Here is a 24,517-nt window from a genome sequence, read left to right on the forward strand (position 1 = left end):
CAATTACCTGCCCACGTCAAATCATTGCTGTGCATCTTTGCGCGGCTGGCGCAACACTTCATTAATCTGCGGTTTATCCACCGGCCCGGTGATGCGATAGCGCAGAATAGAGACTTTGCTCCACAGCGGCCCCAGCACTTTACTGGCGGCAAACACCGCCGCACCGACAATCGGGTTCACCACAAAAGCCGCCGCCACGCCGACGGTGGCAGAAATTTCAGGTGCCACCACCGCTTCCATATCCAGTTCGCGGCGCACGAGGTTGACCGAGCCTTTCATCGCAATATCCGCTTCCAGGCCGTCCACCAGCGTATCGTCGGTATGCAGCACCCCGTCTTTGATCCATGCCGTACTGCGGATGGAGTCATAATAGAAACCTTCGCTGAAGGTATCGCTAAAGTCGAAACGCAGCTTACGCAGCAGGGCATCAAAGCTCAACAGACGCAGTATCTGGCCCGCATGCCCGGTACTCACATCGGCAATCTCACCCTTGCCAAAGCGGGTTTTCAGAATGCCGTTCAGTGAGGCTTCATCCGGCGTCCACGGTGCCGCACGCCAGTGGAGATCGTAATTCACGTCAAATGATGCCCCCCGCAGCGGCGTGCTGATGCCAAAGAAGTTAGCCACGGAATCCAGTTTATTGCCCTTGATGTCGCCCTTCAAAGAGGTTCGCTGCTCGCCCGGGTTATTAACCCACTCCCCGGCGGCCCTCAGACGGCCAAAGCCGGTGTCGATAAGCCCGCCCGCAAGGCTCAGCGTATTCCCCTTAATGGCGAAATCGCCGTCAATACGGCCATACTTTTGACCCCAAAGCCAGCACTCAGCACAGCGTAGCTGGAGATCGGGCCAGCCGCTGAAGTCGATACGGGTTGGGTTATTCAACGGCGCCGTATTTGACGGACGATCTTTTCCGCTCGCGGTGGCCGGGTTGTAGTAAAGATAGCGAATCGCCGCCTGCCACGGCGCGTTGTCGCGCATGGTCAGCGTGCCATTGATCTCCCGGCCCTGGGCTTCGACTTTTGACCCGTTCGCCGTGGGCTGCGAAACAATGCTCAGGTTATTCCACTGCTGTCCACCCAGCATCAGCGACGGCGTACGAACAGTAATGCTCTGCGGGAACTGGGCAGCCTCATCAACGTTTTGGCCTACGCCCTTCTGGAACAGAGCCAGCCACTCGGCCCCGTCCATTGGTGGCAGATTAAGCTCAATGCCGGTGTGATCGGGCAGCGGCGGCGTGGTACGGCTGTCCGTCGTCCAGATGGCTCTGTCGAGCGTGAGCTTACGGTTAAGCAGCCAGCGGCTGTTGAAATGGTTTTTCTCACCCGCACTGCCGGTCAGCGCGAAGCTGTTAAGATTGCCATCGACGTTAACCTTTATTGGCAGGGGTTGACCGGACGATTTATCCAGCGGTGCAGGCAACTGGCTCTGAATGTTTTTCAGATCGCCGGTGATATCAACTTTATAGCGCGCACCGGCGTGATAAGGCAGTTCAATTGCCACCTTGCCATTCCAGGAGACTGTACCGTTAACGGACTCCTCAATCGGCTTCGGCAGAACATCCATGCGCGATGGCTGCCAGTTGCCGTCCAGGTTGACGGCTACCTGATAAGCTTTCTCGCCCTCGGTGGTCGAGAAATCAATATTCACAGGCTGATTAAACCAGCTGGCCGTGAGCGGCTCGCTCTTCAGATTACCGTTCTCAAAGCTAAATTGCCCGCTGAGATTCTTCAGGGTGCTTTCAAGCGGCTTAATATACAGGCTGTTGTTATTGAGACGGACGTCGCCTTTGGCGGTGGTCATTTCACCGTCGAGCGGGATATCAAGATGTAAGCGAGCACTCACATCGCCATCCAGCTGCAGCTGCTGAAGGGTGGCTGCCAGTGACTCTTTCAGCGGCGTGTCTTCAAAATAGGGGCCGACCGCTTTCCCGGGGCCGTTAATGTCGGCATCAATCAAAAGCTTCTCTTTTGAGTAATCCGGAATGTTTGCCGTCAGGTTACTGGCCGTTACGCCGCCCAGCGCCACGTTGTCTGCCTTCATCCATAATCCGTCATTGATAAAATTAAGTTCAATGTCGAGATTTTTCAGCGCAGGCCAGCCCGGCTGGAAGGCAAAGGTGGCATTGTGCAGCGGCACCAGCACCTGGAATTGACCTTCATTGTGCTTGTACGGGAAAAGATGCGGATTACCGCCGTAGACCAGGGTGGCATTATCCGCCTGACCGCCCTGGATCGCGCCGCTCAGATAGTCTACCAGCGCTTTGCCCATCAGGTTCTCGGGGAAGTAGCGCCAGGCCTGAGAACCGTCGTTAGTGCTGATCCCGGCCAGAATACCCAGCCACGGCTCTTCACCTTCAGGCTGCAGATAGCGGAAATCGCCACGCGCATGCACCGCTTTGGCTTTCACATCGATATGGCGCCCATCCAGCTGGAAGCCTTTATCGTTACGCAGCCAGTTGAGCACCGCATTGCCTTGTTCAATTTCCAGCGGCGCACGGAAGACCGTTTCGTAAGGCATTCTGGCGTCATGCATATCGACCGTTAGCCTGCCGTTCTCAACGCTCCCTTCCAGCTTACCGCTGAAGTTTTCCGCGCCCGGTAACATCTTCCACTGCTTCCAGGCCAGACCTTTCCATGCGGCCTGAAAACGGGTCTTTTCCGTGGCCTGAAGCGGGATATCCAGCGCCAGCGAATCTATCTTTCCGCTTGGCTGCGTTGCCAGCCAGATCTCCCCCAGGTCCGGAGAGAGCTTGGCGGCCATCGAGCGCAGACCTTCTATTGCGGCCAGATCAAGGTTGCTGGCGCGAATACGCAGCTCGTCACTGCGTTTGCTGGTCGCCCCACCGACATCCTGCTCCGGCATCCAGGCCAGCGTCAGAGCACCGCGCGGCCAGGGTTTGTTATCCATGGTGATGCGTGTGTCCGGAATGGCAAACTGCCAGCCCTCTTTCTCTTTCGTCACGTGCGCGGTGAGGTTATCGACCGAAAGTTGATGCTGCTGTTTTTCGCCCTTCCAGCTTGCGCCCCCCTGCTTAAGCCAGATATCGCCGCTGGCAAATACCCCTTTCGTCAGGGTCATCCAGCCTTCAAGGCTAAAACGGGCGGTTTCCAGCTGCATATTTTGCTGTAACCAGTCGCCGAGCCACGGCTTAACATCCACGTCGTCGGCCTGCAGCCATACCTTGCCGTTATTTAACAAACCGTCGTCGTCGCGCAGATCCATACGAACCTGCATCACGCCGTGCTGGCCGTTCAGGCTGGAGAGATTCACCTGTCCTTCCGCGCGATGGCGTTCTTTGCCGTTGAGCCAGGTCAGCTGTGGGATCGCCAGTTCAGCGCGCTGCCCGGAGAGGGTAATAAAGCTCACTTCGCTGTCGCGCAGATCGAAATGATCGAACTGACGCAGGAAGAGATCGCTGAAGCGGTTGGTTTCAAGGCTCTGATTGCTATCGCCGCCGGACAGCGGGGTATTGGTCAGAAACTGAAGCTGATAAAAGGTGAGATCGCGGAACTGCCAGCGAAAATGGAGCAGGCTTTGCCAGACATCCAGCGCCAGGGTAACGCGTTTGATTTTCAGATAGCCGCCATCTTTCAGGCTGGCATTGATATCCCGGACATCAAGCGTCGGGCCAAAATTCTGCCAGCTGGCGCTTATCTGGCTCACGTCCACCGGGACACCGGTGGTGGATTCGATTTTTGCCAGCAGCTGCGGACGCCAGCTGTCCAGATGCGGTAAAACGAGGCGCAGCCCGCTCACGAGCAACGCGACAATCACGACCAGCGTTGCCCCTGTAAGCAATAAAATCCCCGGCAATCGCCTCACTCATCTCTCCTTGTCAGCTTTGGTCACGCGGCGTACCGCGTCTTACATCATCACGACGTCAAACTGCTCCTGGTTATAGAGCGGTTCGATTTGAACTTTTACCTGTTTGCCGACAAAGATTTCCACTTCCGCCAGCGCGTGCGACTCTTCGCCTTTCAGCGCTTCAGCCACCGCAGGGGAAGCATAGACCAGAAAACGATCGGAGTCGTAGGCATGATGAACGCGAACGATTTCACGCATGATCTCGTAGCAGACGGTCTCAACCGTCTTTACTGTGCCACGTCCGTGGCAGGTTGGGCATTCATTGCACAGCACGTGCTCCACGCTTTCGCGGGTACGCTTACGCGTCATTTCCACCAGCCCCAGCTGTGAGAAGCCGTTGATGCTGGTTTTCACGCGATCTTTACTCAGTGCCTGCTCCAGCGAGTGCAGCACACGACGGCGATGGTCTTCATTACTCATATCGATAAAGTCGATGATGATAATGCCACCCAGATTGCGCAGGCGAAGCTGGCGGGCGATGGCCTGCGTGGCTTCGATGTTGGTATTAAAGATGGTGTCATCCAGGTTGCGATGGCCGACAAACGCGCCGGTGTTGATATCCACCGTCGTCATCGCTTCGGTCTGATCGATGATCAGATAGCCGCCGGACTTCAGTTCAACCTTGCGTTCCAGCGCTCGCTGGATCTCATTTTCGACGTCATAGAGATCGAAGATAGGCTGACGCCCCGTGTAATGCTCCAGCAGGCCAGGCATTTCGGGAATGTATTCGGCGGTAAATTCCAGCAGTGCTTCATAGGTCAGGCGGGAATCCACGCGAATTCTGTCGAGCTGTGCATCGGCAAAATCACGCAGGACGCGCTGAGCAAGCGCCAGTTCGCCGTAAAGCTGGTAGCGGGTCTGGTTGCGTTTTTTACGCTCCATGACTTTGGTCCAGACGCGCTTGAGATAAGCCGCATCAGACGCCAGATCGTCTTCACTGATCCCTTCTGCGGCGGTACGGATGATAAACCCGCCCTGTTCATCGCAGTAAGCGCTGACCACTTTTTTAAGACGCTCGCGCTCGCTTTCGCTCTCAATGCGCTGCGAAACGCCCACGTGCGACGCGCCAGGCATAAAGACCAGATAACGGGAAGGCAAGGTAATGTCGGTCGTCAGACGGGCGCCTTTCGTGCCCAGCGGATCTTTGACGACCTGCACCATCAGATCCTGGCCCTGACGCACCAGTTCGGAGATATCGCGCACGGCAAACTGCTTTTGCTCTTCGCCCGCGACGCACTCGGTATGCGGCATAATGTCGGAGGCATGTAAAAATGCCGCCTTATCCAGTCCAATATCTACAAAAGCCGCCTGCATACCCGGTAGTACACGACTGACACGACCTTTGTAGATATTGCCTACTATTCCGCGCCGCGCTTCACGCTCAATATGAATTTCCTGAAGAATGCCACCATCAATATAGGCCACACGGGTTTCCGATGGCGTTACGTTTACCAACAATTCAGCCGTCATAATTATCCCTTCCCTCACGCAGTGAGTTAAAATTGCTCAGCAACTCATACGTTTCCACCAGCGGTAAGCCGACTACGGCGTGATAGCTGCCATTAATCTTCCTGACAAAACAGCCACCCAGCCCCTGAATACCGTATGCACCTGCCTTATCCATCGGTTCACCGCTGGTGATATAAGCGGCGATCTCGTCGTCGGTAAGCACTCTGAATGTCACGTCCGTCACCACCAGGCAATCCAGCACGTGCTGGCTGTCCGCCAGCGCGACGGCGGTCATTACCTGATGTGTTTGTCCGGACATTTTGCGCAGCATGCGCGCCGCATGTTCAGCGTCGTGCGGTTTCTCAAGCACTTCACCGTTAAGAATAACGATGGTATCTGCCCCCAGCACCGGCAAGTCACGCGGCGTTTGCGCCACGCCTGCCTGCGCTTTCTCACGCGCCAGTCGAGAAACGTACTGCTGGGCACTTTCGCCTTCAGCGCGTTTCTCTTCGATGCCCGTAACAATGCGTTCAAAGGAGACGCCCAGCTGAGTGAGCAACTCCTGACGACGCGGAGAACCAGAAGCAAGATATAGAGACGTCATAGAAACCTTTTATTGCACAGCAAACTGCTGGCGAACCTTACGCATCAGCAGGAACAGCCACGGCCAGAGCACACCGTTTACTACACTACTCCAGAACACTTCCGGTCGGAAAGAGACGTTGATCACTAAAAACTCTGCCCAGAAAACAACGATATCCGCAGCAAGCGACAACAACATCACCACCAGCGCCTGTTGCCAGAGCGCGAGGTTACGAAAGAGCTGGAATTTAAGTGCGACGAGGTACGCAATAATACTCATGGACAAGGCGCGCACGCCAAGCGTAGAGCCACTAATGAGATCCAGTATGGCACCCATCACAAAACCTGTGCCGACATTTACGCGGTGCGGCAGGGCAAGGATCCAGTAGAGCAAAATGAGCAATACCCAGTTTGGCCGGAAAACGAGAATGTCGTCCGGCCAGGGCATGATTTGCAGTAACAGCGCAATGAGAAATGAGAGCCAGATAACCCAGCGTCCCTGGCTACGGTAACTTGCCACTACTGCCCTCCCGAGGAGAGTTTAGGCGGTGGCGGTGCATCCGGCAGCGGCTGCGTTAGCCCCGTAGCAGGGGCCGGTACTGGCGCAGGGGGTCCCATAGCATCCGGTGCCGGCAGAACCTGCGGCATCATTTGCATCAGGCGTTCATTCGCGACGCGATGAACATCTTCAGGCGTCATGGGGTTAGCACCATTGCGGTCGGCGCCCCACAGCAGCAGCAGGTAGCGAAGACGCTGTAAACCTGCGGTTGGACGCGCCTGAATCACGGTATAGGCACGCTGCGTATCAAGCTTCACCGAAGAGACAACCGCAACCGGATACCCTTCAGGGAAACGTCCACCCAGACCCGACGTCACCAGAACGTCGCCCACACGAATGTCCGTGTTAGCCGGCAGATGTTCCAGCTGGAGATCGTCGGTACACCCGTTACCGGCCGCGATGACGCGAATGTCATTACGCAGTACCTGAATCGGCAACGCATGCGTGGCATCGCAGATCAGCAGAACGCGGCTGGTCAGTTTGGCCACAGCAACAACCTGGCCTACAACGCCTTTATCGCTGATAACAGGCTGACCTTCATACACACCGTTCACGCTTCCTTTGTCGATCACCACCTGATCGCTGTAAGGATCGTTGACGGTGGAGATCACCTGCGTCACCATCTTCTGCTCATCCTGACGCAGCGGCGAGCCAAGCAGCTCGCGCAGACGCGCGTTTTCCTGCTTATATTGTCCCAGCATCAGCAGCTCGCTGTTTTTCAACAGCAGTTCCTGACGTAATGCCCGGTTTTCGAGTTCGAGTTGGTCACGTGAAGACAACGTTTGAGAAACGGAGTCGAGCAACTCACGGGGACCATTTGAAATAAAGTAGAAAGGACTGACGGCGGTATCCATGTACGTTCTGATCTGACTGAACGTACCGAGGCGGCTATCGGCAATAATGACCCCAAGCGCAACCAGGACCGCCAGAATGAGGCGAAACTGTAGCGATGGGCCACGGCTAAAAATTGGCTTCATAGGCTATGCGTATTCTCGTGTCAGAGAGAAAGGGTAGCGATACGCTACCCTTTCACAATGACTACTCTTCGCTGAACAAGTCGCCGCCGTGCATGTCGATCATTTCCAGCGCCTTGCCACCACCACGGGCGACGCAAGTCAGTGGATCTTCTGCAACTACGACAGGAATACCTGTCTCTTCCATTAACAGGCGGTCGAGGTTACGCAGCAGCGCACCACCACCGGTCAGAACCATACCGCGCTCGGAGATATCAGACGCCAGTTCTGGTGGGCACTGTTCCAGGGCAACCATCACTGCGCTCACGATACCGGTCAGAGGTTCCTGCAGCGCTTCCAGAATTTCGTTGGAGTTCAGGGTAAAGCCGCGTGGAACACCTTCAGCCAGGTTACGGCCGCGAACTTCGATTTCACGCACTTCATCGCCCGGGTAAGCGGAACCGATTTCATGCTTGATACGCTCAGCGGTCGCTTCGCCGATCAGGGAACCGTAGTTACGACGCACATAATTAATGATGGCTTCGTCGAAACGATCGCCACCGATACGCACGGAAGAGGAGTACACCACGCCGTTCAGGGAGATAACGGCCACTTCAGTGGTACCACCACCGATATCCACCACCATAGAACCGGTCGCTTCAGAAACAGGCAGACCCGCACCGATTGCCGCCGCCATTGGCTCTTCAATCAGGAACACTTCACGCGCGCCTGCACCCTGGGCTGATTCACGGATTGCGCGACGTTCAACCTGGGTGGCGCCAACCGGCACACACACCAGAACACGCGGGCTTGGGCGCATGAAGCTGTTGCTGTGAACCTGCTTGATGAAGTGCTGAAGCATTTTTTCAGTCACGAAGAAGTCAGCGATAACGCCGTCTTTCATTGGGCGGATTGCGGCGATGTTGCCAGGGGTACGTCCCAGCATCTGCTTCGCGTCATGACCCACAGCGGCTACGCTTTTCGGCGAGCCGGCACGATCCTGACGAATGGCCACAACGGAAGGCTCATTCAATACGATGCCTTGTCCTTTAACGTAAATAAGGGTATTCGCGGTACCCAGGTCAATGGACAGGTCATTGGAAAACATGCCACGAAATTTTTTCAACATACTAAGGGATAATCCTGAAAGCTGGGGCGGAAAACAAAATCCGCTTACTTTACCAACCACACGCAGCAGCGACAAGGCGCAAAAATCATCTGCAGCGGTGAAAATTTGTGCAGTACGTATCCTGATGTTACAAATCTTTCCCTGATTCCCTCAGGGCTGAGTACACAGTAGCGTCCCTCACTGACATTTGTAACCCGCTAAAGGTCGTTCACTGGCTTTTTGCTCGTCATACTCAAAGCTACAGGCGCGATATTCTACGTGAAAACGGATTAAACGGCAGGTCAAACAGAGTATCTTTGCAAATATTTTTTCACATTGGTGTCAAGCGGCTGAGAGGAGGCAAAAAAATCCCCCTGACCGCCCGTCACACCGCGCTCTGTCAACATCTGCCATTCGCTTCTGGAGCGCACGCCCGTGGCAAAGACTTGTGTTCGCGTTCCCTTGCACGCTTCTACCAGACTCTGTACCAGCAGCTGGTTTTCCGTGCGCTTTTCAATGTTCCTTACCAGCCCCGGATGCAGCTTTAATAACTCCACATCCAGTTCCTTAATCCAGTTAGTACTGACCAGCGTTAAACCCGCCTGCGTGACCGCGACACGGGCACCTAGCGCATTAATCAACCGTACTACCGGACGTAACCGGCTGATGTGTTGACCCACATCCGCCTCAGCAAGTTCAAAAATAATGTGTTTGCGTTGCGATTTTTCGCATTGCATTAATGTATCACGCAACCAGCGCTGAAAACGCGGGCGAATTAACGACTCCACGGTAACCTGTAGCGCCAGGTTTTCTTCGGGCCAGAAGGATAAAAACGGCATGAGTCGGGTGATCTGCTGGCGGTCATACTCTTCAGAAAGCCCAAACTGCAGCACCATCGGTAAATATTCCGCGGAGATGACCTCTTCCGTACCGTCAAAAATACGGCACATCAGCTCACGGTGATGAACGTTCCCGTTTTTCATCACCGCCGGTTTTTGATAAATGCGCGGCCCGCCGCGGCTGAGCATTTGCTCTATCAACGTTCGCCAGCGCACATTGCCGCGCCCTTTTTCCGGTAACGAATCGTCATACACAGCCCAGCCGTTAGCGCCCTGCAACACGGCGTTGCGGGTTGCCGCTTCAGCATGTTCCATCACCTGTTCCGTCGACTGGCCGCCGCGCCAGGCACAGATGCCCATATGAACCATATCGTCCCTGTCGAGCATTTTGCTCTGCGGCAGCGCATCCACCGCTTTCAGCAGCTGGCTGGCGATGCTTTCTGACTCTTTCAGCGTACGGTGAGGCAGCAGCACGGCAAAGTCGCTGCGGTGATAACGAGCCAGCAGCGCACCCGGATAACGCATAATAAAGGTGGAGAGCAGGTTGATCAGCGTAAAGAGATTCTCTTCCGCCACGCGCTGTCCCCAGGTGTCGCGCAGCAGATCGAAATCGGGCAGGCGAATCATCATGACAACACCGTGCGTCCCGACTTTTTCCGGATCGTCCAGCAACGTGGCCAGTTGATTATCAAAGAAAAGACGGTTATTGAGCCCGGTTTTATTATCCTGCGCAGCGTAAGAGCGGATCAGCGTGTCCATACGGCTGCGCTGGTCGCTGGCGAACTGAATTTCTGAGAGCAGCGTATCCAGCGCACTGCTGGCACGCGCAGGCCATTCATGGATCGAGCCACGCACCTGCGGGCCGCGTTCACCGTTCAGTATTCGCACGGAACGCATCTCCAGCAGTTCCTGACCAGAGAGCTGACGGCGCAGCCAGCGAACCGCGAGAAAAATCAGCAGGACAATAAACGCGACGGCGACGGTGAGCGGCGCAGTGGTCATCATCGAGCGGAAGTAGCTGGCCATCGGATCGAGGTAGACCATGTTTATGGTCATGCCCGGGTTTTTAAGGGAGTGCACCGTCACTTCCCGGTACTGGCTTACCACGCCCGCAGGCCGATAGCTGTCCTGCCGGGCATGGCTTAAAACATTATGCTTTCCCTGCAGAATGTCGATTTGGACAATATCGACAGGCACCATCAACTCATCCAGCTCGCGGGACAGCGCCGGCAGCGGGGTGGTGAGGAGACGATTATCAATCACCGACGCGACAGACTGCACCCGATTAACCAGCTTGTCCTGAATGGCGTTATAAAAGCTCAGAGAACAGCCAAGGAGCGTGACAAAAATGGTCAGCCCCGTCAGTAAGGTGATAAAAGCCGAGAACTTCGTCGTTAATCGCATCCTTGAGATAACTCCGTGGGTTGAGGGGTTAGCGAGTAAGCGCTAACTTGCATTTCAAATGCGGCATACTATCAAACCTGGCGTATCTGGCAATTTATTGCGTTAAATCGGCATTGCTTTTCCCTGAGGGAGTATAGTCTTCAGGAGCTATTTTCCAATCATCTGAGTCGTGAGGACCCTGTATGCAGGCTTTGATCTTAGAACAGCAGGACGGCAAAACGCTTGCCTCGGTGCAGGCCGTTGAAGAGAGCCGACTGCCGGCAGGCGAAGTGACCGTCGACATCGACTGGTCCAGTTTAAATTATAAAGATGCGCTGGCTATTACCGGGAAGGGTAAAATCATCCGAAATTTCCCTATGGTGCCAGGTATCGATTTTGCGGGCCGGGTTCATGCGAGCGAAGATCCGCGCTTCCATGCCGGCCAGCAGGTGCTGCTCACGGGCTGGGGCGTGGGTGAAAATCACTGGGGTGGGCTGGCGACACAGGCGCGCGTGAAAGGCGACTGGCTGGTGCCGATGCCACAAGGCCTGGATGGTCGTAAAGCGATGATCATCGGTACCGCAGGCTTTACCGCCATGCTGTGCGTGATGGCGCTGGAAGATGCCGGTATTCGCCCTGAATCGGGTGAGATCGTCGTGACCGGTGCCAGCGGTGGTGTGGGCAGCACGGCGGTGACATTGCTGCACAAACTGGGTTACCAGGTTGCGGCAGTTTCCGGGCGCGAGAGCACCCACGCGTACCTGCGTCAGCTCGGCGCTAATCGCATCCTGAGCCGCGACGAGTTTGCCGAAACCCGTCCACTGGAAAAACAGCTCTGGGCAGGTGCGGTAGATACCGTCGGTGACAAAGTGCTGGCAAAAGTGCTGGCGCAGATGAACTACGGCGGCTGCGTGGCAGCCTGTGGTCTGGCGGGCGGTTTTGCCCTGCCCACCACCGTGATGCCCTTTATTCTGCGTAACGTTCGCCTGCAGGGTGTTGATTCCGTAATGACCCCGGCGGCGCGCCGCATTGCGGCCTGGGAACGTCTGCAGCGCGATTTGCCGGACACGTTCTTTACTCAGAGCGCAACCGAAATCACGCTTAGCCAGGCGCCTGAATATGCCAGCAAGATCATGGACAACCAGTTCCATGGCCGCGCACTGGTGAAAATTGCCTAATCTTCAAATTTTCGTGACATATTCGCGCTAATCCCTCTCCTCCGTCATGCTTAGAAAAACGCATGACGGAGGATGCCATGAAAACCCGAAAACTGACGGAAGCCGACGTAACGTCGGAATCTGTCTTTATGTTACAGCGCCGCCAGATCCTGAAAATGCTTGGCATCAGCGCCACCGCACTGACGCTTTCCCCTGCGGCTCATGCCGACCTGCTCGACTGGTTTAAAGGTAACGATCGCCCGAAAGCCCCTTCTGGCGCCCCACTCACCTTTACGAAACCCGCTCAGTGGCAAAACACACTGATGCTGACGCCGGAAGACAAAGTGACCGGCTATAACAATTTCTACGAATTTGGTCTCGATAAGGCCGATCCTGCGGCCAACGCGGGGAGTATGAAAACCGATCCGTGGACGCTGAAAATCGACGGTGAAGTGGCAAAACCGCTGACGCTGGACCATCACGATCTCACCACCCGTTTCCCACTGGAAGAGCGTATCTACCGCATGCGCTGCGTGGAAGCCTGGTCGATGGTTGTGCCCTGGGTAGGCTTCCCGCTGCATAAACTGCTGGCGATGGTTGAACCCACCAGCAACGCAAAATATGTCTCTTTCCAGACGCGCTACGCCCCGGACGAGATGCCGGGCCAGAAAGATCGGTTTATCGGCGGTGGGCTTGCGTATCCGTATGTCGAAGGGTTACGGCTTGACGAAGCGATGCATCCTCTTACGCTGCTGACCGTCGGTGTTTACGGCAAAGCACTCCCGCCGCAGAACGGCGCGCCTGTTCGCTTAACGGTGCCGTGGAAGTATGGTTTTAAAGGGATTAAATCTATCGTCAGCATTAAACTCACCCGCGAACGTCCACCCACGACCTGGAACCTGGCGGCGCCCGACGAATATGGCTTTTTTGCCAATGTGAACCCGCACGTCGATCATCCCCGCTGGTCGCAGGCCACTGAGCGATTTATCGGTTCCGGCGGCGCGCTGGATGTGAAGCGTCAGCCGACACTGCTGTTTAACGGCTACGCTGATGAAGTGGCGTCGCTTTACCGTGGCCTTAACTTACGGGAGAACTTCTGAGTGCGTTTAACGGCAAAACAGATAACCTGGCTGAAAGTGCTGTTGCACTTAGCCGGGTTGCTTCCTTTTATCTGGTTATTCTGGGCCGCCAGCCAGGGGCTTTTTAGCGCTGATCCGGCAAAGGATATCCAGCACTTTACCGGTCGGATGGCTCTGAAATTTTTACTGGCGACCTTGCTGGTGTCACCGTTAGCGCGCTACGCTAAACAGCCATTATTGATACGCACCCGCCGGCTTTTGGGACTATGGTGTTTTGCCTGGGCGACGCTCCATTTGACCAGCTACGCCTTGCTGGAACTGGGCATTAACAACCTGGCACTGCTGGGCCGCGAACTGGTCACCCGTCCGTACCTGACGTTAGGTATCGTGAGCTGGCTGGTGTTACTGGCCTTAGCACTGACATCAACGCAATATGCACAACGTACATTGGGCAGGCGCTGGCAACTGCTGCACAACTTCGTCTATCTTGTCGCGATCCTCGCTCCCATCCATTATCTGTGGTCGGTGAAGATCCTCTCCCCGCAGCCCATACTCTACGCGCTGCTGGCTGTGGTGCTTTTAGCATGGCGTTACAAGAAGTTCCGTCAGTGGTTGCGATAATTCGCGAAACTGTGCGTTTTCCCGCAGAATCCCTGTCAACCGCGAATCTTTTTCGGATAGCGGTTGATAATCTTCCCTGATAAGACCAGTATTTAGCTGCCAAATGCTACGAAATCGTTATAATGTGCGACTTTGGTTTACCCGACAGCGGTTTTAGGCCTCTGAAAAGGTGACAATCGTGCTTCGAAGGTATATTTTGTTTTTTACCGGAGAATCGCAGGAGATAGCGGCACAATGGCTGATAAGTTCCATATCTTAGTTTTAAACGGACCGAACCTGAACATGCTCGGCACCCGCGAGCCAGAGAAGTACGGCTCGCTAACATTGAGTGAAATTGTTAACCGTCTGAGCACGGAAGCAACGTCGCTGAATGTGGATTTGGATCATTTTCAGTCGAACGCGGAGTACGCAATCATCGACCGTATTCATCAGGCTAAAGACATTGTGGACTATATCCTGATCAATCCGGCCGCGTTTACGCACACCAGTGTTGCTATTCGCGACGCACTGCTCGCAGTGAGTATCCCGTTTATCGAGATCCACCTGAGCAACGTGCACGCCCGAGAGCCGTTCCGCCACCATTCCTATCTATCAGATATCGCCGCTGGCGTTATTTGCGGACTGGGCGCTGACGGCTATTCATACGCTTTACAGACAGCGGTAAAACGCTTGTCACAATCACACTAAACAAGAGTACGGAACCCACTCATGGATATTCGTAAGATTAAAAAACTGATCGAGCTGGTTGAAGAATCAGGCATCTCCGAACTGGAAATTTCTGAAGGCGAAGAGTCTGTACGCATCAGCCGTGCAGCCCCAGCCGCTAGCTTCCCGGTAATGCAGCAGGCTTATGCTGCGCCAGTGCAGCAGCCTGCGCTTTCCGCAGCCGTTGCACCAGCAGTTGAAGCTGCACCTGCCGCTGCAGCAGAAATCAGTGGTCACATCGTACGTTCCCCAATGGTTGGTACTTTCTACCGCACCCCGAGCCCGGACGCGAAAGCGTTCATCGAAGTGGGTCAGAAAGTCAACGCAGGCGATACCCTGTGCATCGTTGAAGCGATGAAAATGATGAACCAGATCGAAGCAGACAAATCAGGCACTGTGAAAGCGATTCTGGTCGAAAGTGGTCAGCCGGTTGAATTTGACGAGCCGCTGGTCGTCATCGAGTAACGAGGCGAACATGCTGGATAAAATTGTTATCGCCAACCGCGGCGAGATTGCACTGCGTATTCTTCGTGCCTGTAAAGAACTGGGCATCAAGACCGTCGCTGTGCACTCAAGCGCGGATCGCGATTTAAAACACGTATTGCTGGCGGATGAGACGGTCTGTATTGGCCCGGCTCCGTCCGTAAAAAGCTATCTGAACATCCCGGCTATCATCAGCGCCGCTGAAATCACCGGCGCGGTGGCAATTCATCCGGGTTATGGCTTCCTCTCTGAGAACGCCAACTTTGCTGAGCAGGTTGAGCGCTCTGGCTTTATCTTCATCGGCCCGAAAGCTGACACTATCCGCCTGATGGGCGACAAAGTGTCCGCAATCACCGCGATGAAAAAAGCCGGTGTTCCAACCGTACCGGGCTCTGACGGTCCTCTGACCGACGACATGGATGCTAACCGTGCTCATGCGAAACGCATTGGCTATCCGGTTATCATCAAGGCGTCCGGCGGCGGCGGCGGTCGCGGTATGCGCGTTGTGCGTAGCGATGCTGAACTGGCTCAGTCCATCTCCATGACCAAAGCGGAAGCGAAAGCAGCTTTCAGCAATGACATGGTGTACATGGAAAAATACCTGGAAAACCCACGCCACATCGAAATTCAGGTGCTGGCTGACGGTCAGGGTAACGCTATCTATCTGGCAGAACGTGACTGCTCCATGCAGCGTCGTCACCAGAAAGTGGTTGAAGAAGCGCCAGCACCGGGCATTACGCCGGAACTGCGTCGCTACATCGGCGAGCGTTGTGCTAAAGCCTGTGTCGATATCGGCTATCGCGGCGCGGGTACTTTCGAGTTCCTGTTCGAAAACGGCGAGTTCTACTTCATTGAGATGAACACCCGTATTCAGGTAGAACACCCGGTTACCGAAATGATTACCGGCGTTGACCTGATCAAAGAACAGCTGCGTATCGCTGCGGGTCAGCCTCTGTCCATCAAACAGGAAGAAGTTGTGGTCAAAGGCCATGCGGTGGAATGCCGTATCAACGCCGAAGACCCGAATACCTTCCTGCCAAGCCCGGGTAAAATCACGCGTTTCCACGCGCCGGGTGGCTTTGGTGTGCGTTGGGAGTCTCATATCTACGCGGGTTACACCGTACCGCCGTACTATGACTCCATGATCGGTAAGCTTATCTGCTACGGCGAAAACCGTGACGTGGCAATTGCCCGCATGAAGAACGCCCTGCAGGAGCTGATCATCGACGGTATCAAAACCAACGTTGAACTGCAGATGCGTATCATGAGCGACGAGCACTTCCAGAATGGTGGGACTAACATCCACTATCTGGAGAAAAAACTCGGTCTGCAAGAGAAGTAATCGCGCAGTCACGCCAAAAAGGCCGGATAATCCGGCCTTTTTTTATTTCTGGGGATCGGAAAGCCCCATCATGTACAATCCCCGCTTTATTCATCCACAAGGGACAAAAAATGGACAAGCGTTTTGTTCAGGCCCATAAAGAAGCGCGATGGGCGCTGTGGCTGACCCTTCTCTATCTTGCCGCATGGTTGGTGACCGCTTACTTACCTGACTCAGCTATCGGCATTACCGGCCTGCCTCACTGGTTCGAAATGGCCTGCCTGCTGGTGCCGCTGGTCTTTATCCTGCTGTGCTGGGCAATGGTGAAATTTATCTACCGGGATATCCCGCTGGAGGATGATGATGCAGCTTGAAGTCATTCTGCCGCTGGTCGCGTACCTGGTGGTCGTGTTTGGTTTGTCCGTTTATGCAATGCGTAAGAGAACGACCGGCACCTTCCTGAATGAGTATTTCCTCGGCAGTCGCTCGATGGGCGGTGTCGTGCTGGCCATGACGCTTACCGCCACCTATATCAGCGCCAGCTCGTTTATCGGTGGCCCCGGTGCAGCCTATAAATACGGGTTAGGCTGGGTGCTGCTGGCAATGATTCAGCTGCCTGCCGTCTGGCTCTCGCTGGGTATACTGGGTAAAAAGTTTGCCATTCTGGCACGCCGTTATAACGCCGTGACGCTCAACGATATGCTGTTTGCGCGCTACCAGAGCCGTCTGCTGGTGTGGCTGGCAAGCTTAAGCCTGCTGGTCGCGTTTATTGGTGCAATGACGGTGCAGTTCATCGGCGGGGCACGCCTGCTGGAAACCGCTGCAGGGATCCCCTATGAGACGGGCCTTATCATCTTTGGGGTGAGCATTGCGCTGTATACCGCCCTTGGCGGATTTCGCGCCAGCGTGCTGAACGATACGCTGCAGGGGATGGTGATGCTCGTTGGCACAATCGTTCTGCTGGTGGGGATTGTTCACGCCGCAGGTGGTCTGAGCCATGCCGTTGAAACTCTGGAAGCGATTGACCCGAAACTGATTTCCCCACAGGGTGCGGATGATATCCTTTCGCCAACATTTATGACGTCGTTCTGGGTGCTGGTGTGCTTTGGTGTTATTGGCCTGCCGCATACCGCCGTGCGTTGTATCTCGTATAAAGACAGCAAAGCCGTTCACCGGGGTATTATTATCGGGACGGTCGTTGTTGCAATCCTGATGTTCGGCATGCATCTGGCGGGTGCGTTAGGACGTGCGGTGATCCCCGACCTTACGGTTCCCGATTTGGTGATCCCGACCCTGATGGTCAAAGTGCTTCCGCCTTTTGCCGCGGGGATATTCCTCGCCGCGCCAATGGCCGCCATAATGTCGACCATTAACGCCCAGCTACTGCAGAGTTCCGCTACGATCATTAAAGATCTCTATCTGAACCTGCGTCCTGAGCAGGTTCAAAATGAACGACGCCTTAAGCGTATGTCGGCGGTGATTACGCTCGTTTTAGGCGCGCTGCTGCTGTTAGCCGCATGGCGTCCGCCGGAGATGATCATCTGGCTGAACCTGCTGGCGTTTGGCGGCCTTGAAGCCGTCTTCCTGTGGCCGCTGGTATTGGGCCTTTACTGGGAGCGTGCTAACGCTGCCGGCGCCCTGAGCGGCATGATTGTCGGCGGTGTGCTGTATGCCGTGCTAGCTACATTTAAAATTCAGTACCTGGGCTTCCATCCTATTGTGCCTTCGTTACTGTTAAGTTTACTGGCGTTTGTGGTCGGGAACCGTTTCGGTCAGCCTGTCACACAGCCCGCTACGATTTCTACTGATAAATAAAGAGTTTTGCCATGCCGTGGATCCAACTAAAACTGAATACAACCGGCGCTAACGCCGAAGAGCTAAGCGATGCGCTGATGGAAGCCGGTTCGGTCTCCATCACCTTCCAGGACACGCATGACACGCCGGTGTTTGAGCCACTGCCGGGCGAAACCCGCCTGTGGGGTGATACCGACGTTATTGGCCTGTTTGATGCAGAAACTGACATGAAAGAGGTTGTCGCGATCCTGGAAAATCATCCGCTGCTGGGTGCGGGTTTTGCACACAAAATCGAACAGCTGGAAGACAAAGACTGGGAACGCGAGTGGATGGATAACTTCCACCCGATGCAGTTCGGTAAACGTCTGTGGATCTGCCCGAGCTGGCGTGACGTTCCGGATGAAAACGCGGTAAACGTGATGCTGGATCCGGGCCTGGCATTTGGGACCGGTACTCACCCGACGACTTCTCTGTGCCTGCAGTGGCTGGACAGTCTGGATTTGGACGGCAAGACGGTGATCGACTTCGGATGCGGATCCGGGATCCTCGCTATCGCGGCGCTGAAACTGGGCGCGGCCAAAGCCATTGGGATCGATATCGATCCACAGGCTATTCAGGCCAGCCGTGATAACGCTGAACGCAACGGCGTTTCTGACCGTCTTGAACTGTATCTGCCGGATGCGCAGCCAGAAGCCATGAAAGCCGATGTGGTGGTGGCGAACATTCTGGCCGGCCCATTACGCGAACTGGCCCCGTTAATCAGCGTACTGCCCGTTGACGGCGGTCTGCTGGGGCTTTCCGGGATCCTGGCAAGCCAGGCTGACAGCGTTTGCGAAGCCTACGCCGATCTTTTCGCCCTCGACCCGGTGGTCGAAAAAGAAGAGTGGTGTCGTATTACGGGCCGTAAAAAGTAAGCCATTGGCGTGGTCATCTGACCACGCCTCTCTTCCTCCGATAATCCTCTCTTCCCGTGCCCTTCTCCGGTAAAATACCCACACAAATCATATTGATAAAAATGGTTTGAACCACAATAATTCACCGGAAGAATACTATGACGCACTTTACTGGCAAGGCAGCGCTCTTTGCGCTGAGCATTATCTCGGCTTCAGCCTGCGCATCACACTGGAGCTACGAAGGCGAAGGCGCACCGGAACACTGGGGTGAACTGGACGAGGCCTACAAAACCTGTCAAAGCGGGATGAATCAGTCCCCCATCAACATTGAATCCACCGCGAACGCGCACCTCTCCCCGCTGCAAACACATTACATTGATGGCCCTGTGACGCTGACGAACAACGGCCATACCATTCAGGCAAGTGAAAAGCCGGAAACCCGCGATACCCTTACCCTCGATAAGCAAACCTGGACCCTGCAACAGTTCCATTTCCACGCGCCGAGCGAAAACACCGTGCATGGCAAGAAATTTGCGATGGAAATGCATCTGGTGCACAAAAACGCGGCCGGTGAGCTGGCGGTGGTGGCGGTCATGTTCGATAAAGGGGCCGCGAACCCGGAACTGAATAAGCTGTGGAGCGTCATGCCTGAGCAGGCCGAACAGAACGTCTCGATTAAGCAGGATCTCAATCTGAACAAGCTGATTCCAAAAGATAAAACGTACTGGCGCTTTAGCGGCTCGTTGACCACACCGCCGTGCTCAGAGGGGGTAACCTGGATTGTACTGAAGCACCCGCTGACCGTCTCTGCAGAGCAGCTTGAGAAATTCTCCCACACGATGCACCACGAAAATAACCGCCCGGTACAACCCCTTCATGGTCGCGTAGTCGTCGAATAATGCGCATTTTTCGCATGCAGATCATGTTCTAAAATGCGACTCAGATCGCAAACAAGCGGGATAATCTGCTGCTAAAAACAGCAGATTATCCCGCTCAAGTGATGCATTTATTCAGAAATGATGAGAAGTTACGGGAAATTGTAAGCGGCTATAAAATAATCATTACGTCATAACTTTATGATTTAACAGGTTTATAATTTTCACCTGAAGGACAGAGCGGCGATTCCTTGATCTACAACAGTGGATTGTTCAAAGTTTGGCCTTTCATCTCGTGCAAAAAATGCGTAATATACGCCGCCTTGCAGTCACAGTATGGTCATTTCTTAACTCATGCGCATCGGACACTACCAGCTCAGAAATCGCCTGATCGCAGCCCCAATGGCAGGTATTACCGACCGGCCGTTCAGGACGCTGTGCTATGAGATGGGGGCAGGTTTAACCGTTTCCGAGATGATGTCGTCTAACCCACAAGTGTGGGAAAGCGATAAGTCCCGCCTTCGGATGGTGCACGTTGATGAACCAGGTATTCGCACCGTGCAAATTGCCGGAAGCGTGCCTGAAGAGATGGCAGATGCCGCGCGGATTAACGTGGAAAGTGGCGCCCAGATTATTGATATCAATATGGGTTGCCCGGCCAAGAAAGTGAATCGCAAGCTTGCAGGTTCAGCCCTTCTGCAATACCCCGACCAGGTGAAGTCTATCCTGACCGCGGTTGTCAGCGCAGTGGACGTTCCTGTTACGTTGAAGATTCGCACGGGTTGGTCGCCGGAACACCGTAACTGTGTAGAGATTGCCCAACTGGCCGAAGACTGTGGCATTCAGGCCCTGACCATCCATGGACGCACTCGCGCCTGTTTGTTCAATGGTGAAGCTGAATACGACAGCATTCGGGCAGTTAAGCAGAAAGTTTCCATTCCGGTTATCGCGAATGGTGACATTACTGACCCGCTTAAAGCCAGAGCTGTGCTCGACTATACGGGAGCTGATGCTCTGATGATAGGACGTGCCGCTCAGGGAAGACCCTGGATCTTTCGGGAAATCCAGCATTATCTGGACACTGGGGAGTTGCTTGCCCCACTGCCACTGGCAGAGGTAAAGCGCTTGCTTTGTTCGCATGTTCGGGAATTGCATGACTTTTATGGTCAGGCAAAAGGGTACCGAATTGCGCGTAAACACGTATCCTGGTATCTCCAGGAGCACGCTCCAAATGACCAGTTTCGGCGCACATTCAACGCCATAGAGGATGCCAGCGTACAGCTGGAGGCGTTGGAGGCATACTTCGAAAATCTTGCGTAATGAAATAAAGAGCTGACAGAACTATGTTCGAACAACGCGTAAATTCTGACGTACTGACCGTTTCTACCGTTAACTCTCAGGATCAGGTAACTCAAAAGCCCCTGCGTGACTCGGTTAAACAGGCACTGAAGAACTATTTTGCTCAACTGAACGGTCAGGATGTTAATGACCTGTATGAGCTGGTACTGGCTGAAGTTGAACAGCCACTGTTGGACATGGTGATGCAATACACCCGCGGTAACCAAACCCGCGCTGCCCTGATGATGGGTATCAACCGTGGTACACTGCGTAAGAAACTGAAAAAATACGGCATGAACTAATTTCGGTTAGCGAAATGCTTGTTTAAAAAGGCGCTACCTGGCATGGGGATGCGCCTTTTTTATTGCCCGTGCCTGTCACCGTCAAGGCTGTGTAAACCTTCGTTTATCCCCCTTTTAAACCGCGACTTTTCGTGTATATTTCCACCACCTCACTGAACCTCTTCGCCCGGAACGATACGCATGATTCGTAAATACTGGTGGCTGGTTGTATTTGCTGTCTCGGTTTTCCTCTTCGATGCGCTCCTGATGCAGTGGATTGAACTGATGAGCACTGAAGCCGATAAGTGTCGCAATATGAATTCCGTAAATCCGCTAAAATTAGTGAACTGCTCAGAACTCGACTAACCGCCTGACGTCGCTAAACTCACTGTTATGACCCACTAAAAACGGGGATTTAAATCCCTTTGAGCCGTTACCTTACGATGATAATGTCTCGCCCTTCTCAACCGCGCCTGCGTAACCTCACACTCGAGTAGAACCGATCATGCTGGTTAGCCAATACAACCATATCCTCGTCGTCCTCTCCTTTGTTGTTGCTATCCTTGCTGCCTATACCGCGCTGAATATGGCTGCTCGTGTTGCCGGGAGTCAGGGCGTAGCTGCGCGCGTCTGGCTGGCCGGCGGCGGTATTGCCATGGGGATTGGCGTGTGGGCCATGCATTTTATCGGCATGCTGGCGATGGACCTCTCCATGAGCATGCGCTACAACGCAACCCTGACGGTGCTATCCATGGTTATCGCCGTGGGCTCGTCACTGTTTGCGCTGTGGCTCGTAAGCTGTGAGCAGTTACGTTTGCGCCGTCTGCTGCCCGGTGCGTTAGTGATGGGGTGCGGCATTGTGGCGATGCATTACACCGGCATGGCGGCGCTGGAAGTCTCTCCCGGTATTATCTGGGACAAAACATGGGTGGCCATTTCGGTTGTCATTGCGCTTGCGGCTTCGCTCGCCGCATTATGGCTGACGTTCCGCTTGCGGCATGAAGCGTCTCAGGTGTCTCTGATGCGTCTTGCCGCCGCCGTTACGATGGGGATCGCCATTGCCGGTATGCACTATGCCGGGATGAAAGCCGCTCAGTTCCCAATGTCGACCATGACACACCATGAAGGTATTAACGGCAGCTGGCTGGCAGTACTGGTCAGCGTCGTCGCACTCGCCATACTGGGGATCACGCTGCTGGTCTCGATGCTGGATGCCCGCCTTCAGGCACGGACCTCTCTTCTGGCCTCATCCCTTGCAGAAGCGAACCGCGAACTCGCTCAACTGGCTTTGCAGGATACGCTGACGCGTCTGCCGAACCGTGTTTTGCTGGAGGACCGACTCGATCAGGCCATCAGCAAAGCTGACCGTGAAGGCACCCATTTTGCACTGATGTTCATGGATCTCGACGGGTTTAAAACCATCAACGATGCGTACGGCCATGATGTCGGTGACAGACTGCTTGTCGCCGTGACGCAGCGCCTGCTCACGCCCCTGAAGGGTCAGTTCACCCTTGCCCGTATCGGTGGTGATGAGTTTGTTCTGCTGGCAGAAGGAGAAGGTCCGGATGATGCGGCCTCGCTGGCCAACTCGCTGGTTCGCGCTATCGATAGCCCATTCAATCTGGATCCCTATGAACTGGTGGTAACCCTTAGCATTGGTATCGCGCTCTATCCCCACGACGGTAAAACCGAGCGCGAGCTGATGTTTAACGCCGATGCGGCGATGTACCACACGAAGCACATGGGCCGAAACGGTTATCACTTTTTCCAGCCCTCCATGAACACCCTGGCGCAGACCCATCTCCAGTTGATGAACGATCTGTGGCTGGCTATCGATCGTAATGAACTGCGCCTGCTTTATCAGCCAAAATTCCACGCACCGGCGGGTCCTGTCCTTGGGTTCGAGGCGCTATTGCGCTGGCAACACCCGAAGCAGGGATTACTGACGCCAGACCTGTTCCTGCCGCTGGCGGAAAAAACGGGGCTGATCATCCCGATTGGTAACTGGGTGCTTAATGAGGCCTGCCGTCAGTTGCGGGAGTGGCACCTTCAGGGTCATCAAAACTGGTCGATGGCGGTGAACCTGTCGACACTGCAGTTTGAACAACCTTCACTGGTTAAAACGGTGCTCGACTGCCTGACGCGTCACAACGTACCGCCGGAGATGCTGATCCTTGAAGTGACGGAAACCACGGCGATGAGCAACCCGGATGAGAGTGTGCGCGTGCTGACAGAGCTGACGGACGCAGGCGTGAAAGCGTCCATTGATGATTTTGGTACCGGTTATTCCAGCCTGCTTTATCTCAAGCGCCTGCCGGCCTGTGAGTTGAAAATCGACAGAGCGTTCGTGAAAGAGTTAAGCGGTGAAAGCGAAGACGCCACCATTGTCTCAGCGATCGTGGCCCTGGCAAAAACGCTAAATCTGAAAGTCGTGGCGGAAGGAGTGGAAACCGAAGCACAGCAAACCTTTTTGACGGCGCTGGGCTGCAACACGCTTCAGGGCTATCTGTTGGGCAAACCGGTCAGTGCACAGACCATCGAAACGCTCTGCGCGCAAGGGGAAATGTTACCTGGCGCTGAGCTAAAATCATCCTCATGAGGCGACACCCGCACGACAGGGAGTGTCGCCAGAATGCTATCGACCAGCGCAGGAGCCTGCTGATAAAGATTAAAGCTGCTGTTATTCATTAACCAGTTTTTAATGATTCCGCTGAAAAAACCGTGGAAAACAATCAGGGTCAGATCAACATTTACCTGTGACGAAATGAGGTTCCGCGAAATACAGTCCTGCAACGTGGCACGTAAAGACTCATAATTAAAACCAATACGTTTTCTGATTTCACACTCTGAAATCATATCGCTATTAAATTCACACTTATGATACAAAATTTGCAAAAGAGCGCATTGCCGAGGCTCATGTGCAATATATTGCAACGCAGCAATAAATTGCTCACGAAGCATTAACAACGGATCGCTGCCCGCAGAAAGAGAAAGTCTGTCACGAATGATGTCACGAAACGGTAATTGCTGTTCCCAGATGGCATTAAATATTTCTGATTTACTGGTAAAATGCCAATAGATGGCACCCCGTGTAACATTTGCTGCATCCGCGATATCCGTCAGCGTCGTGTTCGCCACGCCCCGCGTCGCAAACTGCCCGATAGCCGCTTCAATCAGCTGCTGACGGGTTTGTTGAGCCTCTTCTTTCTTTTTACGCGCCATAGACGACTACT

Annotated in this window: 22 protein-coding genes; 14 read left to right on the forward strand and 8 right to left on the reverse strand. The window is 54.5% G+C overall.

Translation table 11 applies throughout. The annotated features are described in order from the left end of the window. Positions 1–21: 21 nt before the first annotated feature. From yhdP to csrD, 7 genes are all read right to left on the reverse strand, one after another. Complete coding sequence (gene yhdP / locus ACMVME_RS16840) at positions 22–3,822, reverse strand: AsmA2 domain-containing protein YhdP (protein ID WP_251858902.1); 3,801 nt, start codon at positions 3,820–3,822, stop codon at positions 22–24. A 42-nt stretch (positions 3,823–3,864) separates the two neighbouring features. Then, positions 3,865–5,334 (reverse strand): ribonuclease G, encoded by a 1,470-nt coding sequence (gene rng, locus ACMVME_RS16845; RefSeq protein ID WP_014885432.1) that lies wholly within the window; start codon positions 5,332–5,334, stop codon positions 3,865–3,867. Then, positions 5,324–5,917: a Maf family protein gene (locus tag ACMVME_RS16850; protein ID WP_014171859.1), complete on the reverse strand. Its 594-nt coding sequence runs from the start codon at positions 5,915–5,917 to the stop codon at positions 5,324–5,326. The genes rng and ACMVME_RS16850 overlap by 11 nt, the downstream gene beginning before the upstream one ends. A gap of 9 nt (positions 5,918–5,926) precedes the next feature. Continuing rightward, the gene (gene mreD / locus ACMVME_RS16855) at positions 5,927–6,415 is read right to left on the reverse strand and encodes a rod shape-determining protein MreD (protein ID WP_014071997.1); all 489 of its coding nucleotides are present in this window, start codon (positions 6,413–6,415) and stop codon (positions 5,927–5,929) included. Continuing rightward, on the reverse strand, positions 6,415–7,431 hold the full coding sequence (mreC, locus tag ACMVME_RS16860) for a rod shape-determining protein MreC (protein ID WP_014171860.1): 1,017 nt from the start codon (positions 7,429–7,431) through the stop codon (positions 6,415–6,417). Before mreC ends, mreD begins: the two co-directional genes overlap by 1 nt. A gap of 61 nt (positions 7,432–7,492) precedes the next feature. Continuing rightward, positions 7,493–8,536: a rod shape-determining protein MreB gene (gene mreB / locus ACMVME_RS16865; RefSeq protein ID WP_000913396.1), complete on the reverse strand. Its 1,044-nt coding sequence runs from the start codon at positions 8,534–8,536 to the stop codon at positions 7,493–7,495. Positions 8,537–8,817: 281 nt separating this feature from the next. Then, positions 8,818–10,758, reverse strand: coding sequence for an RNase E specificity factor CsrD (csrD, locus tag ACMVME_RS16870; protein WP_014171861.1), 1,941 nt, complete (start codon positions 10,756–10,758; stop codon positions 8,818–8,820). Positions 10,759–10,940: 182 nt separating this feature from the next. Here csrD and ACMVME_RS16875 point away from each other — a divergent pair, with 182 nt between their 5' ends. The 14 genes from ACMVME_RS16875 (at position 10,941) to ACMVME_RS16940 (ending at position 23,883) form a co-directional block, all read left to right on the forward strand. Beyond that, positions 10,941–11,915 carry an MDR family oxidoreductase gene (locus ACMVME_RS16875; protein ID WP_020883505.1) on the forward strand — a complete coding sequence of 325 codons (975 nt, stop codon included), beginning with the start codon at positions 10,941–10,943 and terminating at the stop codon, positions 11,913–11,915. Positions 11,916–11,992: 77 nt separating this feature from the next. Further along, complete coding sequence (msrP, locus tag ACMVME_RS16880; protein ID WP_251858901.1) at positions 11,993–12,994, forward strand: protein-methionine-sulfoxide reductase catalytic subunit MsrP; 1,002 nt, start codon at positions 11,993–11,995, stop codon at positions 12,992–12,994. After that, positions 12,995–13,594, forward strand: coding sequence for a protein-methionine-sulfoxide reductase heme-binding subunit MsrQ (gene msrQ / locus ACMVME_RS16885; protein ID WP_414743460.1), 600 nt, complete (start codon positions 12,995–12,997; stop codon positions 13,592–13,594). A gap of 234 nt (positions 13,595–13,828) precedes the next feature. Further along, the gene (gene aroQ, locus ACMVME_RS16890) at positions 13,829–14,281 is read left to right on the forward strand and encodes a type II 3-dehydroquinate dehydratase (protein WP_047956178.1); all 453 of its coding nucleotides are present in this window, start codon (positions 13,829–13,831) and stop codon (positions 14,279–14,281) included. Positions 14,282–14,302: 21 nt separating this feature from the next. Next, a complete protein-coding gene (accB, locus tag ACMVME_RS16895) occupies positions 14,303–14,764 on the forward strand; it encodes an acetyl-CoA carboxylase biotin carboxyl carrier protein (protein ID WP_251858900.1) in 462 nt (153 codons plus the stop codon). A 10-nt stretch (positions 14,765–14,774) separates the two neighbouring features. After that, entirely contained in the window at positions 14,775–16,124 is a 1,350-nt protein-coding gene (accC, locus tag ACMVME_RS16900) for an acetyl-CoA carboxylase biotin carboxylase subunit (RefSeq protein WP_020883502.1), read from the forward strand. A gap of 110 nt (positions 16,125–16,234) precedes the next feature. After that, positions 16,235–16,477, forward strand: coding sequence for a YhdT family protein (locus ACMVME_RS16905; RefSeq protein ID WP_006178860.1), 243 nt, complete (start codon positions 16,235–16,237; stop codon positions 16,475–16,477). Beyond that, positions 16,467–17,918, forward strand: coding sequence for a sodium/pantothenate symporter (panF, locus tag ACMVME_RS16910; RefSeq protein ID WP_251858943.1), 1,452 nt, complete (start codon positions 16,467–16,469; stop codon positions 17,916–17,918). The genes ACMVME_RS16905 and panF overlap by 11 nt, the downstream gene beginning before the upstream one ends. An 11-nt stretch (positions 17,919–17,929) precedes the next feature. Beyond that, positions 17,930–18,811 (forward strand): 50S ribosomal protein L11 methyltransferase, encoded by an 882-nt coding sequence (gene prmA / locus ACMVME_RS16915; RefSeq protein ID WP_014171869.1) that lies wholly within the window; start codon positions 17,930–17,932, stop codon positions 18,809–18,811. 137 nt (positions 18,812–18,948) lie between these two features. Beyond that, positions 18,949–19,689 carry a carbonic anhydrase gene (locus ACMVME_RS16920; RefSeq protein ID WP_020883499.1) on the forward strand — a complete coding sequence of 247 codons (741 nt, stop codon included), beginning with the start codon at positions 18,949–18,951 and terminating at the stop codon, positions 19,687–19,689. A gap of 330 nt (positions 19,690–20,019) precedes the next feature. Beyond that, complete coding sequence (gene dusB / locus ACMVME_RS16925) at positions 20,020–20,985, forward strand: tRNA dihydrouridine synthase DusB (protein WP_014171871.1); 966 nt, start codon at positions 20,020–20,022, stop codon at positions 20,983–20,985. A gap of 23 nt (positions 20,986–21,008) precedes the next feature. Beyond that, a complete protein-coding gene (gene fis, locus ACMVME_RS16930; protein WP_000462905.1) occupies positions 21,009–21,305 on the forward strand; it encodes a DNA-binding transcriptional regulator Fis in 297 nt (98 codons plus the stop codon). Between the two features lie 180 nt (positions 21,306–21,485). Beyond that, a complete protein-coding gene (locus tag ACMVME_RS16935) occupies positions 21,486–21,650 on the forward strand; it encodes a DUF2556 family protein (protein ID WP_020883498.1) in 165 nt (54 codons plus the stop codon). A 139-nt stretch (positions 21,651–21,789) separates the two neighbouring features. Next, entirely contained in the window at positions 21,790–23,883 is a 2,094-nt protein-coding gene (locus tag ACMVME_RS16940) for a putative bifunctional diguanylate cyclase/phosphodiesterase (protein WP_020883497.1), read from the forward strand. On the opposite strand, the gene envR is transcribed toward ACMVME_RS16940, so the two are convergent. Beyond that, a complete protein-coding gene (gene envR, locus ACMVME_RS16945) occupies positions 23,787–24,506 on the reverse strand; it encodes an acrEF/envCD operon transcriptional regulator (RefSeq protein ID WP_020883496.1) in 720 nt (239 codons plus the stop codon). The two genes, ACMVME_RS16940 and envR, sit on opposite strands and share 97 nt — an antisense overlap. Between the last annotated feature and the right edge of the window lie 11 nt (positions 24,507–24,517).

It is taken from the genome of Enterobacter cloacae complex sp. 2024EL-00711, assembly GCF_047529885.1.
GTDB lineage: Bacteria > Pseudomonadota > Gammaproteobacteria > Enterobacterales > Enterobacteriaceae > Enterobacter > Enterobacter ludwigii.